This window comes from Nonomuraea sp. C10 (assembly GCF_008017515.1).
GTDB lineage: Bacteria > Actinomycetota > Actinomycetes > Streptosporangiales > Streptosporangiaceae > Nonomuraea > Nonomuraea ferruginea.
In genome coordinates this window covers 3,218,515-3,230,992 of record NZ_VPFF01000001.1, presented here as the reverse complement: position 1 = coordinate 3,230,992, position 12,478 = coordinate 3,218,515, and the positions used below count along the sequence as shown (strand labels likewise).

The window sequence follows — 12,478 nt, the reverse complement described above, 5'->3', positions numbered from 1 at the left end:
AACCAAGTATAACCTACTGGAAAACCATGAAATAATCATGGGGGTGCCCCCGGGTAAGTGGGCATGGACGCTCTAGGAGGGCGCGGACTGGGACATGACGTCCGCGAGGGTGACCTCGCTGAGCAGGGAGTTCTCGTGGTCGCGCAGGCGGGCCCAGATCGCGTCCAGGGGCGCGGCCGCCCGGGGGAACTGCCGGGTGGCCTGCTCGACCCCCTCGGTCACGCGGATGACGTCGGCCAGGGAGATCTCGGCGGCGGGCCGGGCGAGCCAGTAGCCGCCGTCGGGCCCGCGCTGGCTGTGCAGCAGGCCGGCGCGGCGCAGCTGGAGCAGGATGTTGTCGCAGAACCTGCGGGGGATCTCCTGCGAGTCGGCGACCCGCTCGGCGTGCACCGGGCCGCCGGCCTCCGCGAGGGCGATCATGGCGGCGAGGGCGTACTGGGTGCGTGCGGAGATTCTCATGGATTCCCGTGCTGGTCGGAAAGGGCCCGGCTCCCGAAGGCGGGGGCCGGGCCCTGCGGGCGGTCCGGTGGGTCAGGCGGAGGCGGTGGGCTCCTCCTTGCGGAGCTCCGCCTCGTACGCGTCGACCGACTCGTTGGCCTTGTCCTTGCGGTACTCGCGCACCGAGTAGGTGATCGCGCCGGCCCAGAGGATGGCGATGGCCAGGTAGGCGACGGTCTGCACGCCGCCGGAGGCGTCGATCCAGTCGCTGCGCAGCAGCGTGCGCACGTTGGTCAGGATGATGAGGCCGCCCACCGCCGAGCCGAGGATGCGCGGCGGGATGTGGCGGACCAGCCACGCGGCGATCGGCGCGGCGATCACGCCGCCGGCCAGCAGCACGGCCACCCAGGCGAAGTCGATGTTCTCCGAGCCGATGCCGACGAGGAAGCCCACGCTGGCCGCGATCGCCACCAGGAACTCCGAGGCGTCGATCGACCCGATCACCTTGCGCGGCGCCAGCCGGCCGCTGGCCAGGATGGCGGGAGTGCCCACCGGGCCCCAGCCGCCGCCACCGGTCGAGTCGACGAACCCGGCGACCAGTCCGAGCGGGGCCAGGAACCGCTTGCGCAGCGGCTTGCCCAGGTTGCCCCGAGGCAGCCCGTAGGCGGTGAAGCGGACCAGGATGTAGACGCCCAGGGTCAGCAGGATGAGCGACATGACCGGGGCCGCCACCTCGGTCGAGAGGCTGGACAGGAACGTCGCGCCGGCGAACGCGCCGATCGCGCCCGGTACGCCGATCTTGCCGACGACCTTCCAGTCGATGTTGCCGAAGCGCCAGTGGGAGATGCCCGAGGCCAGCGTGGTGCCGATCTCGGCCAGGTGGACGGTCGCCGAGGCCGCGGCGGGGTTGGTGCCGATCGCCAGAAGCAGTGTGGTGGAGGTGACGCCATAGGCCATGCCCAGGCTTCCGTCGACGAGCTGGGCCGCGAAACCGACCAGCCCGAGCAGGAGGAGTGCTCGCACGATCGACCCTTTCCGATAAATCCTACTTAACTTGTAGGGTTAATCCTGAAGCAGGGGCGGGGCTCGGTCAAGCCCTAAATCCCTACTTTCTTAGACTGGATACTGGCTTGGGGGGCGACCCGCTCCGCCCAGCCCGCGAGGATCTCCGGAAGATCGGGCAGCCGGGACTCCAGCACGGCCAGGCCAGGGGTGGGCACGGTGGCGCCCAGCTCCACCAGCAGCGGTCGCAGGTGGACCTCCACCGCCAGCGAGTGGGCCGGATCCCCCATGACCAGCAGCGGCAGCGCGACCGTGCCGGCCAGGGCCCGGGGCGGGAGCCGGTCCAGGAACGCCTTGAGCAGGCCGGTGTAGGTGCCCTTGTAGGTGGGACTGGCGACCACCAGCACGCTCGCCTCGGCGACCAGTTCCAGCGCCACCTCCACGTCGGCCGACGGGATCGGCGACAGCAGGTGCGGGCCGAGGCCCGCCAGGTCGATGACGTCGTGCGGCGCCGGCAGGCCGACCCGCTCCCCGACCGCCAGCGCGGCCTCGACGGCCACGCCGCGCGTACGGGAGCCCTCCCGGGGGTTGCCGACCAGGACGACGAGGCTCATGCGGCCCTCCAGGGGATGAGGCGGCTCAGCCGGCTCCGGGGCGCGGGGGCCTCGTCGAGCTCCACTTCGTCGTCCGGCAGGTCGTACCAGTGGACGTCGCCGGGGTAGTCGTACTCTGTTCTACTCATGAGCTATTCCTATCTGAAATACATGAAATAGACGCTAGCCGGCCGCCGGCGGCACCGGGATGGCGGGGAAGGGGCTGTCGGGGAGGAGGATGACGCGCCGCGCGTGCTCGACGGCGTCCAGATGGAGCAGCGCGGCCCCGATGCCGGCCCCGCCGACCAGGTAACCGGTGTCGGCCGTCACCTCGGCGGGCCGCAGCCGCCGGTAGGCCTGATACCAGCGGTAGCCCCGCCCGTCGTGGTCGGTGGCCCGGCTGATCAGGTCGTCGGCCAGCGAGCGGGCGAAGGTCAGGTGCGCGCGCCGCCCGGTCGCCGCCCACAGGCCGACGAAGAGCTCGACCAGGCCCGCCGTGCCGCAGCACTGGCAGGCCACGTTCCAGTACCCGTCGGTGCGGCGGCGCGGCACTCCGCTCCGCACCACGCCGTTCGCGAGCCGCTCCACCCACTCCAGGTCGCCCGGGTCGCCGTCCACCCGGTGCAGCTCGTAGAACATCCGCGCCACGCCGGCCGACCCCGAGCAGAAGCCGAGGTAGTGCAGCTGCCTGGCCTGCGGCACGTGGTGCGGGACGACCGCGCACTGACCGGTCACGACGCTGAGCTCGCGGACGAAGCCGGCGCCCCGGCGCGCGGCCCGGAGGAAGACCTCCTCCCCCGTCACCCCGTACAGGCGGGCGAGCAGGAAGGCGGTGCCCGCGGTGCCGGCCAGGAAGCCCGGCGTGACCGCGTCCAGCGGCAGGTCGGCGCACTCGCCGAAGCGGTGGCCCGGCACGGGCAGCGCGGCGATGCGCAGCCCGGCCTCGACGGCCGCCTCCTCGTACGCGGGCGCGCCGAAGTGGGCGGCGGCGCGCAGCAGGCCGAGGACGATGCCGCCGTCGCCGCGCTGGGCCGGCTCGCGGGACCAGCCGACGCCGTCGCCGCCTTCGCGCCCTCTGCGGACGAGTTCGTCGGCGATGGCCGCCGCCTCCACCTCGAACAGGTCGTCACCGAGCGCCCACCCGGCCTCCATGAGCGCGACCATGGTGCCGGTCAGCCCGTGGTACAGGGTGGGGTCGCGCTCATCGCGCCAGGTGGCGGCGAGCCTGCGGGCGCCGGCCCGGGCGTCCTCCAGGTACGCCTCGTGCCCGGTGGCGGCGGCCAGCTCCAGGAAGAACAGCACGATGCCGGCCGCTCCCGAATAGAGGGAGGACGGCTCCGGGGTGACGGCCGACCTGCCGCGCGCGTCGGGGTTGGCCAGCCAGTGCCTGCCGTGGTCGTCGTCGACGGCGGCGGAACGGATCCACCGGCCCGCCGAGATGGCGGCGGTCAGCGGGGAGTCGGCCCTGGTTCTCTGCGGGCGCATCTCATCCAGGCTCACGGCTAGATTATCCCATACTTTTGGTAGGAAAATAAGGTTACCGACGGAAGGACGATGACGATGCCCCTGCCGGACTTCCTGGTGATCGGCGCTCCGAAGGCCGGGACCACCGCCCTGCACGCCGCGCTCCGCGAGCACCCCGGGCTCTACCTGCCGCCCGTGAAGGAACCCAAGTTCTTCCTCACGGACGGCCCGCCGCCGGACCGCGGCGGGCCCGGCGACCAGCAGACCTACCGGGAGCACGTGTGGCGCAGAGCCGACTACGAGGCGCTGTTCGCCGCCGCGCCGCCGGGCGCGGCGCGCGGCGAGGCCACCCCCTTCTACCTCTACGACCTGGACGCGCAGCGCCGCATCCACGCGGCGATCCCGCACGCGCGGCTCATCGCGATCCTGCGCGACCCGGTGGAGCGGGCGCACTCCAACTGGACCCATCTGTGGTCGGCGGGGCTGGAGCCGATCGGCGACGTGGTGCGCGCGTGCGCCGCCGAGGAGCGGCGCGTCGCGGACGGCTGGGCGCACTTCTGGCACTACGTCCGGCTGGGCAGGTACGGCGAGCAGCTCGCCCACCTGTTCACCCTGTTCCCGCGCGAGCAGGTGCTGGTCTTCCGCTACCGCGACCTGGTCGACCGGCCGGCGCACACGCTGGACCGCATCTGCGCCTTCCTCGGCGTGGAGCAGGGCCTGCTGACCGAGGCGCCGAGGGAGAACGTGACCGCGCACCCGGACGCGGGCGGCAGGCACCTGCTGCTCTCCGCGGCCCTGCGGGCGCTGGCCCGCACCGGCCGCGCGCTCCCCTACGGGCTGGCGCGGGCGCTGACGGAGCCGGTGGAGCACCTGCTGCAACGGCGGTCCGCCGCCCGCCGCCCGCTGACCTGGGAGCAGCGGCAGCAGCTCATCCCGCGCTTCGCTGACGACATCGAGCTGCTGCAGCGCGTCACCGGCGAGGACTTCGGCGACTGGGTGCGGCCCAGGGAGCGTTCGGGCGGGCAGGTCGGCGTGCGGCCGGACGGCCAGCGCCAGGCCCGCAACGGCCGCCCGGTGATCGGCTGATCACGGGCCGGTGCCACGCCGGTCAGCGCCGCAGCTCGGTGCGCAGCTCGTGCGCCCCGTCGGAGCGGGTGTACTCGTAGTAGAGGCGAACGCCGCCGTCCGGCAGGTCGACCACGTCCAGGTAGCGGAGCCCGCCGCCCGCGTACGGCGAGGCGGCGAACGGCTCGGACCCGAGCGGGGTGAGCGCCGCCGGGTCCGTCCCGGCCGCGACGCCGGTGCGCTCCTCGTAGTTCTCCGCCGCGCTCGCCCTCCCGTCGTAGAAGGCGAGCACGCCGTCATCGGTGAAACGGACCGCGCTCACCCGGACGCCGCGCGCGTCCCAGCAGCCGGGACGGCCGGTCAGCGCGGTGCCGTGCCAGGTCCAGGCCAGGCCGTCGGCACTGGTGGCGTAGTCGGTGACCATCCGGTCCTCCTCCCCCGGCCCGGTCAGCGGGTGACAGGAGGCCCACAGGTGCCAGGTGCCGCCCCGGCGGACGATCACCGGGTCCTTGACCCCGGTCTTCGGGTCGCCGGGCAGCACCGTGGCGCGCAGCCGGGGGTCGAAGGCCGCCGGGGCCGCGGCCTCCAGCACCTCCACCCGCCAGTGCTTGCTCCCGTAGGTGGCACAGCTCAGGTAGAGCCGCCAGCGCCCGTCCTCCGTCGTCGTCAGCCACGGGCGCTCCAGGGACTCGGCGTCCATCTCGTCCCTGGTGATGGTCAGCAGGGTCTCGAACCGCTCGCCGCCTGCGGAGCGCGCCACCACGACGGCGTGGCCGCGCCCTTCCCCGACCGGCCTGCGCAGCCGGTAGGCGAGGTAGACGAACCCGTCGGCGGCCACCGCGCAGGGCGCGCCCGCCCAGTGGCCGTCGCCGGCGCCCGGCGGGACGACCGCGACCACCGAGCGGGCGGGATCGGGAAGCCAGGCTGCGGCGGCGTTCTCATCGATCGGCATGCGCCCGAGACTAGGCCCCGTACCGGAGGCGCTCATGTGGATCCACCCTCTCTTTGGCCAATCTATGTATTTCCGATTACTTTGCCATAGAACCAGCCGCGGAGCGCGGGATCAGGACGGCCCGGGACGCGACCAGCCGTCCAGATGGAGCACCTGGTCGAGCGGGACCCGGGGGGCGGGCTTGAAGGTGTCGCCGGTGTAGTAGGCGGTCGGGATGAGGGCGCCCTGCCGGACCTCCGCCGGCAGGCCGAGCAGCTCGGCGATCTCGCTCTCGTACGCCAGGTGCAGGGTGGTCCAGGCGGTGCCGAGGCCGCGCGCCCGCGCCGCGAGCATGTAGCTCCACGCGGCGGGGAGCAGCGACCCCCACAGCCCCGCCTGGTTTCCCTCGGGGAACCCGCCGCCGGGCACCTCGATGCACGGGATGACCAGCACCGGCACCTCCCCCATGTGCTCGCCCAGGTAGGCGGAGCTGTCGGAGATGCGCCGCTGCGTCGCCGCCCGGTCCGGGTCGTCCTGGAACAGCTTCCCTGCGGACGACCCCGACGCGTGGTAGGCGCGTACGGAACGCCCGTAGTAGTCGCCGATCCGGGCGCGCAGGCCGGGATCGGTCACCACGATCCAGTGCCAGCCCTGGCGGTTGCCGCCGCTCGGCGCCTGCAGGGCGATCTCCAGGCATTCGCGTACGAGCTCCGCCGGCACGGGCCGGCGCAGGTCGAGACGCTTGCGGACGCTGCGGGTGGTGGTGAGCAGCTCGTCGGGGCTCAGCGGCAGGATCGTCATGATCTCATCCTGTCAAAAACGACGTCCGCAGGTCATGCGAGCGCCTCCTGCCCGGCCGTGTAACGGGAGGCGGGCCGGTCGAGGCCGTAGTGCCCGCGCAGCGTGCGTCCCTCGTACTCGTGCCGGAACAGCCCTCTGGACCGCGGCTCCGGCACCACGTGGTCGACGAAGGAGGAGCCCGCGTACCGTGAGGCGCTCGCGCCTGGCCAGGTCGACGACGAGCCGCCGCCGGCTCCGCGCGCCCTCGGTGCCGGCCGGCACGTCGGGCAGCGGGCCGTCCAGGTCGTCCTCGGTCAGGTCGATGCCGGTCATGGGGGAGAGCTGGGTGAGCCCGTACGCGGGGATGACGAGGTCCTCCAGCTCCTTCTCCAGGCGCAGCGCCTCACGCTCGGTGGACCCGGTGATCGGCGAGATTTCCGGCAGCACGAGGAGCTCGTCCGGCCGCCTGCCGTGACGGGCCAGCCCGCCCTTCACGTCGGCGTAGAACGCGCGCGCCTCCTCCAGCGTCTGCTGCGCGGTGAAGACGGCCTCGGCGTGGCGGGCGGCGAACTCCTTGCCGTCCTCCGACGAGCCGGCCTGCACCAGCAGCGGGTGACCCTGGGGCGGGCGCGCCGCGTTGAGCGGGCCGCGGACCGCGAAGTGCTCGCCCGTGTGGTCGACCTGGTGGATCTTGCCGGGGTCGGCGTACAGGCCGCGCACGCGGTCGTCCACGACGGCGTCGGTCAACTATTTCTTCTGGTTATACATAGATTGATTTTTACGAACTTGTGTTCGAGTATCAACTTGACGTCAGCATGATCGTCTATACATGATCAGCTGTCCTCACCCCCCGGTTTCCCAGAAGCAGGCCATGTCGCCCCTCACCCCCGCCCGAGAGCAACCCTCGCCGCCCAGCGGCGCGGTCTTCGTCGACCACAGCGGCCGGCGGAGGAGGTGGTTCACGATGGGCGCGGTCCTGGTCAGCACGCTCACTCTGGCGGCGACGGTGACGCTCGTGGGCGCGGTGCTCGCGGACACGCCGCTGCCGGCCGGCGGCTGGCCGAGCCGGCACGCGAGCCCGCCGCCCGGCGGCACGCACTCCGACGACGCCGCTCCCGGCAGCGAGCAGGCCGAGCCTGAGCCGTCCCTTTCCCGGTCCAGGTCCCGGCGGGCGCCGACCCGGTCAGCGCCCACGCGCGCCTCCGGCCGGCGCACCACCGCCGCGCCCTCCCGTACGCGAGCCAAGAGCCCGTCCGCCCGCCCCACCTCACCATCCGCGCGGCCGTCCCGTACGTCCGAGCCCCCGGACACGGGCGCGGCCGTGGAACCCGAGACGGCCCGCGACACCACACCCCCAGGCGAGACCACCCCCACCCAGCAACCGGAACCCGCCGCGACCCCCTCCCCGGACTCCAGCGACGAGCCCTCCCAGACCCAGAACCCCACCACCCCCGGAACCCCCTCATGACCCCCCGCCGCAGACGCCCCGTCCCACAACCGGACAGCGCGCCCGCGCCCGGATGGGGGCAGGCACATGACACGGGTCTCGGCAGGACGATCGGGCAGGCGGCGGATCGGGTGCCCGGTCCGGCGTACGGGCGTGAGGTCCGTCGGGGTGGGCGGCGGCGGGGCAGGAGGCGGGTGGCCGGGCGGGGTGTGGAGCCTTCGGGGCACTGGCTGATGTTGCTGGCCGGGGTGGCGCTGGCGGGGTGCGCGCTGACGCTCGACGGGTTCGTCAAGAACGTGGTCGGCGAGACCGGGCCCCAGCGAGGCGGCGGGGACCCGGCGTCGTGGCTGGAGCCGGTGCGCCGCAGCGGCCCGGTGCTCGACCTGACCGGGGACAAGCCGGCCGGCGCCCGCCCGAAGGCCCGCACGGTGGCGCTGACGTTCGACGACGGGCCCGACCCCGACTGGACGCCGCTCGTGCTGGACGCGCTGAAGAAGCACGGGGCGAAGGCGACGTTCTTCACGGTCGGCTCGAAGATCGCCGCCCATCCGGAGCTGGCCCGCCGGATCGTCGCCGAGGGACACGAGATCGGCAACCACACCTACACCCATCCCGACCTGTCCGCCGTCCCCGCCTGGCGGGCCGAGCTGGAGCTGAACCTCACCCAGAAGGCGCTGGCCGGGGCGACGGGGCTGCACACGATGCTGGCCCGCCCTCCGTACTCCTCGACCCCTGACGCCATCACCGGCGAGCAGTGGGACACCCTGGCGATGCTCGGCCGCGAGGGCTACCTGATCGCGCTGGCCGACCTCGACACCGAGGACTGGAGCAGGCCGGGCGCGGCCGGCATCGCCAGGGCCGCGTTCCCGCGGGGCGGGCGCGGGGCGGTGGTGATGATGCACGACTCCGGCGGCGACCGCGCCCAGACAGTCGAGGCCGTCGGCCGCCTGCTCGACCGGCTGGACCGGGCCGGCTACCGCGCCGAGACGCTGACCTCCGCGCTCGGCATGCCGTCGGCGCACCGGCCGGCCGCGCAGCCGGAGCGGATCGCCGGCGCCGCGCTCGGCCTGGCGCAGCGCGCGGCGAACGCGTTCACGGACGCGCTGTGGTGGGTGCTTTTCGCCACCGGCGTGCTGACGCTGGCCCGGCTGCTGCTCCTGGTGGTGCTGGCCCGGGTGCACGCCCGGCGCTCCCGGGGTCCGGGACCGGCCCTGACCTGGGAACGGCCGCCGGGGGTGAGCGTGATCGTGCCCGCGTACAACGAGGAGGCGGGGATCGCCGCGACCGTGCGCTCGCTCGTCGCGACCGCGTACCCCGGGCCGGTGGAGGTGCTGGTGGTGGACGACGGTTCCACCGACCGCACCGCCGAGGCCGCCGCCGGGCCGCGGCTGCCGGGAGTACGGGTGATCAGGCAGGACAACGCCGGCAAGGCCGCCGCGCTGAACACCGGCATCCGGCACGCGCGCCACGAGTTCCTCGTCATGGTCGACGGTGACACGGTGTTCGAGCCGGACACGATCGGGCATCTCGTGCGCCGGCTCGCCGACCCCCGCGTGGGCGCGGTGAGCGGCAACACCAAGGTCGGCAACCGGCGCGGGCTCATCGGCCGCTGGCAGCACGTCGAGTACGTGATCGGCTTCAACCTGGACCGGCGCGCGTTCGAGCTGCTCGACTGCATGCCGACGGTGCCGGGGGCGATCGGCGCGTTCCGGCGCGGCGCGCTGGTCGGGCTCGGCGGGGTGAGCACCGACACGCTGGCCGAGGACACCGACCTGACGATGGCGCTGTGCCGGGCAGGCTGGCGGGTGGTGTACGAGGAGCGGGCGCTGGCGTGGACGGAGGCGCCCGCGACCCTGGGGCAGCTGTGGCGGCAGCGCTACCGCTGGTGCTACGGCACGATGCAGGCGATGTGGAAGCACCGCCGCGCGCTGGCCGAGCCGGGTCCGTTCGGCCGCCGCTGCCTGGGTTACCTGGCGCTGTTCCACGTGCTGCTGCCGCTGCTGGCGCCGGTGGTGGACCTGATGGCCGTCTACCACACGGCGGTCGGCGACCCGCTGCCGGCGGTGGCGGTGTGGGCCGGGTTCGTGGTGGTGCAGGCGGCGGCGGGCTGGTACGCGCTGCGGCTGGACCGGGAGCGGGTGTCGGCGCTGTGGGTGCTGCCGCTGCAGCAGCTGGTGTACCGGCAGCTGATGTATCTGGTGGTGTTCCAGTCGGTGGCGACGGCGCTGCTCGGGGTGCGGCTGCGCTGGCACACGGTGCGCAGGCAGGGCACTTTCGCGGCGCCGTGACGGCACCGCCGGGAGATTTTACCCAGAGGCCGGATTCCCTTACGTACAAGGGGTTTCGGGGGTGTTACCCCGGGTCCGAACCTCCAAACCGGATATGTCATACTTGCAATATTTTTGTCTGCATATATACCTTTTGCGTATTCGCGGTGATACCTCAACTCTGTTGCCGCATCGATTGACCGGACCGTGCGCTGTCCTGACGGTGTCCCCCTCACGCCAGGGCAGCGCACGGCCGCCGAATCCGCGTCTCGCGGAGCCGGGGACCCACTTCCTGGGGTGAATCGGACGCCAGCGTCCGTAGGGGACTTCCAACTCCGAACCCGTCAGCTAACCCGGTAGGCGGCATGGAAGCAAGGAGTCATTTCCTCATGCCCAAGCCTCGGCTTGCCGCTGCGCTGAAGTACCGTCCCAGCAACCGTCTCAAGTACGCCTTCGCCGGCGCGCTGCTGGCGGGGACCACCGCCGTCGCCAGCGTGACCGGCACCGCCATCGCCGCCACCGGCGGCGCCGCCGCCCCCGTCGAGCCGAACCCGGCCATCGCCCAGCAGCAGGCGGCCCAGCTCACGTACGGGCAGGACGTGTCGAACTACCAGCCCGACCACGACTGGGAGGCCAGCCCGGCCGAGTTCGGCATCATCAAGGCCACCGAGGGCACCGGCTTCACCGACAAGACCTTCGCCCGGCACTGGCAGGAGCTGGACAAGAAGGGCATCGTGCGCGGCGCTTACCACTACGCGCACCCGCGCAACAACCCGATCGCCGAGGCCGAGCACTTCCTCTCGGTGGTGAACTCCCAGCCCGCCAAGCCCGGCGACCTGCTGGTGCTGGACCTGGAGACGACCAACGGCAGGTCCGTCTCCGAGGTGAACGCCTGGGCCAAGGCCTGGCTGTCGCACGTCAAGGCCAAGACCGGCGTCACGCCGCTGTTCTACAGCGGCTGGCACTTCGCCGACACCTACGGCGCGGGACTGTCGGAGTACCCGCTCTGGGTGGCCCACTACAGCAAGCCCAAGGGCGAGATCACCCCGCCGGCGGACTGGAAGTCGTGGACCATCCACCAGTACTCCGACAAGCCCATCGACCACAACGTCTCGGCCCTGACCCCCGACCAGCTCCGCAGCCTGGGCCGTCCGGCCTGACCCGCTCTGTGACGCCTCCCTCGAGGGAGGCGTCACAGTCGTCTCAGCCCTGGTGGATCCTGAGCCCACGCTCCTCCATGCGCCGCAGCAGCTCGGCCGGGCCCACCGCCGTCTCCGGCAGCAGGTAGAACTCCTCCAGGATCGGCCCCGCGTCATCGGGTGCGGCGGCGTCCCAGATCACCTCGTCACCCGGCGCCGTGACCTCGAAGGCGAAGAACGCGCAGCACGCCTTCTCCCGCGCGGCGAGATCCCGTACCCACTCCTCGACCCCGTCACCGGCGCGGAACCGGAACCGGATGCCCCCGGCGGTCCGCTCGCGTCCGGTGAGCGCCTCGCCGAACAGCCGCCGGTACTCGGCCAGCCGTTCCTCGGGGGTGTCGCGGGCGGTGGTCATGTCGCAGACGATCGGTGGGGTGTCCATGATGTGCTCTCCTTCCGTCACTTCCGGAGCGTAGAGTCTGGACCTAGGTCCAGAGTCAAGAGGAGAGCGGTGTGAAGATCGGCGAGGTGGCCCGCGAGGCCGGGGTCAGCGTGGACACGGTCCGCTTCTACGAGCGCCGCGGCGTGCTGCCGGCGGCGGGGCGCAGACCGTCGGGCTACCGGGTGTTCGACGCGTCGGCGGTGTCCAGGATCCGCGCCGCCAAGGCCCTGCAGGAGCTGGGTTTCACGCTGGACGAGGTGGCCGGCGCCCTGCGCTCCCACGACGCGGGCGGCGCGACCTGCGCGAGCGAGCGGTGGCGGCTGGAAGCGGTGGTGGAGCGCATCGACGCGAGGATCGCCGAGCTGGCCCGGGCCCGCGACCTCGCCGCCCGGAGCCTCGCCGACTGCCGCTCCGGCGACTGCCGCTTCCCGACCGGCCTGTCCTTCTAGCGCGAGCCCTCGCCGGACTCGGCCAGGTCGGCCTCCTCCTTGGTCTTGTGCACGGTGCCGTCGGCGTGCTCGGGCGGCCCGTACGCCGTGTGGAGCACCAGCGGCGCGGCGCCGGTGTTGACGAAATTGTGCGGGGTGCCCGCCGGGACGGCGACCAGGTCGCCCGCCTTCACCGGACGGACCTCACCGCCGACACGGGCCTCTCCGATCCCGGAGACGAAGGTGAGGATCTGGTCGGTGTCCTCGTGCACCTCCTCGCCGATCTCACCGCCCGGCGGGATGGTCATGGTGACGACCTGGACCTTCTCCCCGGTCCACAGAACCCGGCGGAAGTCGGTGCTCTCTTCGGCGACGGTGGCGATCGCGAAATGGTGCACGGTCGGCTCCTGTGTCTCGCGGTTCAAGCTGGCGTATGACTCTTGCCAGGACAAAAGCTGACATAAACGTAATGTCCGGCAGGC

15 protein-coding genes and 1 riboswitch are annotated in these 12,478 nt (G+C 72.6%); of the genes, 5 read left to right on the top strand and 10 right to left on the bottom strand.

Annotated elements, in window-relative coordinates:
* Positions 1-72 precede the first annotated feature (72 nt).
* From FR742_RS14735 to FR742_RS14720, 5 genes are all read right to left on the bottom strand, one after another.
* A complete protein-coding gene (locus FR742_RS14735) occupies positions 73-459 on the bottom strand; it encodes an Rrf2 family transcriptional regulator (protein ID WP_148031490.1) in 387 nt (128 codons plus the stop codon).
* Between the two features lie 72 nt (positions 460-531).
* Entirely contained in the window at positions 532-1,461 is a 930-nt protein-coding gene (locus FR742_RS14730; RefSeq protein ID WP_148031489.1) for a sulfite exporter TauE/SafE family protein, read from the bottom strand.
* 74 nt (positions 1,462-1,535) lie between these two features.
* Positions 1,536-2,054, bottom strand: a complete 519-nt coding sequence (locus tag FR742_RS14725; RefSeq protein ID WP_148031488.1) for an NADPH-dependent FMN reductase — start codon at positions 2,052-2,054, stop codon at positions 1,536-1,538.
* Positions 2,051-2,182: a hypothetical protein gene (locus FR742_RS45795; protein WP_261808532.1), complete on the bottom strand. Its 132-nt coding sequence runs from the start codon at positions 2,180-2,182 to the stop codon at positions 2,051-2,053. Before FR742_RS45795 ends, FR742_RS14725 begins: the two co-directional genes overlap by 4 nt.
* Positions 2,183-2,216: 34 nt before the next feature.
* The gene (locus FR742_RS14720) at positions 2,217-3,533 is read right to left on the bottom strand and encodes a lanthionine synthetase LanC family protein (protein ID WP_261808531.1); all 1,317 of its coding nucleotides are present in this window, start codon (positions 3,531-3,533) and stop codon (positions 2,217-2,219) included.
* A gap of 54 nt (positions 3,534-3,587) precedes the next feature.
* Between FR742_RS14720 and FR742_RS14715 the strand changes: the two genes are divergently transcribed.
* Entirely contained in the window at positions 3,588-4,583 is a 996-nt protein-coding gene (locus FR742_RS14715; RefSeq protein ID WP_261808530.1) for a sulfotransferase, read from the top strand.
* A 22-nt stretch (positions 4,584-4,605) separates the two neighbouring features.
* On the opposite strand, the gene FR742_RS14710 is transcribed toward FR742_RS14715, so the two are convergent.
* The 3 genes from FR742_RS14710 to FR742_RS14700 form a co-directional block, all read right to left on the bottom strand.
* A complete protein-coding gene (locus FR742_RS14710; protein ID WP_148031487.1) occupies positions 4,606-5,514 on the bottom strand; it encodes a hypothetical protein in 909 nt (302 codons plus the stop codon).
* Between the two features lie 111 nt (positions 5,515-5,625).
* On the bottom strand, positions 5,626-6,294 hold the full coding sequence (locus FR742_RS14705) for a nitroreductase family protein (protein WP_148031486.1): 669 nt from the start codon (positions 6,292-6,294) through the stop codon (positions 5,626-5,628).
* Positions 6,295-6,306: 12 nt separating this feature from the next.
* Positions 6,307-7,020, bottom strand: coding sequence for an LLM class flavin-dependent oxidoreductase (locus FR742_RS14700; RefSeq protein ID WP_261808529.1), 714 nt, complete (start codon positions 7,018-7,020; stop codon positions 6,307-6,309).
* 124 nt (positions 7,021-7,144) lie between these two features.
* Between FR742_RS14700 and FR742_RS14695 the strand changes: the two genes are divergently transcribed.
* The 3 genes from FR742_RS14695 to FR742_RS14685 all read left to right on the top strand — a co-directional run bounded on the left by FR742_RS14695 (position 7,145) and on the right by FR742_RS14685 (position 11,147).
* Positions 7,145-7,741 (top strand): hypothetical protein, encoded by a 597-nt coding sequence (locus FR742_RS14695; RefSeq protein WP_148031485.1) that lies wholly within the window; start codon positions 7,145-7,147, stop codon positions 7,739-7,741.
* A 173-nt stretch (positions 7,742-7,914) separates the two neighbouring features.
* Positions 7,915-10,008, top strand: coding sequence for a bifunctional polysaccharide deacetylase/glycosyltransferase family 2 protein (locus FR742_RS14690; RefSeq protein WP_261808528.1), 2,094 nt, complete (start codon positions 7,915-7,917; stop codon positions 10,006-10,008).
* A 223-nt stretch (positions 10,009-10,231) separates the two neighbouring features.
* Positions 10,232-10,365, top strand: a riboswitch (cyclic di-AMP (ydaO/yuaA leader).
* Positions 10,366-10,376: 11 nt separating this feature from the next.
* Positions 10,377-11,147 (top strand): glycoside hydrolase family 25 protein, encoded by a 771-nt coding sequence (locus FR742_RS14685; RefSeq protein WP_187281150.1) that lies wholly within the window; start codon positions 10,377-10,379, stop codon positions 11,145-11,147.
* 43 nt (positions 11,148-11,190) lie between these two features.
* Here FR742_RS14685 and FR742_RS14680 read toward each other — a convergent pair whose 3' ends face one another.
* Positions 11,191-11,568: a hypothetical protein gene (locus tag FR742_RS14680; protein WP_148031483.1), complete on the bottom strand. Its 378-nt coding sequence runs from the start codon at positions 11,566-11,568 to the stop codon at positions 11,191-11,193.
* A 71-nt stretch (positions 11,569-11,639) separates the two neighbouring features.
* Here FR742_RS14680 and FR742_RS14675 point away from each other — a divergent pair, with 71 nt between their 5' ends.
* Entirely contained in the window at positions 11,640-12,017 is a 378-nt protein-coding gene (locus FR742_RS14675) for a MerR family transcriptional regulator (protein WP_148031482.1), read from the top strand.
* On the opposite strand, the gene FR742_RS14670 is transcribed toward FR742_RS14675, so the two are convergent.
* A complete protein-coding gene (locus FR742_RS14670; RefSeq protein WP_148031481.1) occupies positions 12,014-12,394 on the bottom strand; it encodes a cupin domain-containing protein in 381 nt (126 codons plus the stop codon). The two genes, FR742_RS14675 and FR742_RS14670, sit on opposite strands and share 4 nt — an antisense overlap.
* Positions 12,395-12,478: the final 84 nt, after the last annotated feature.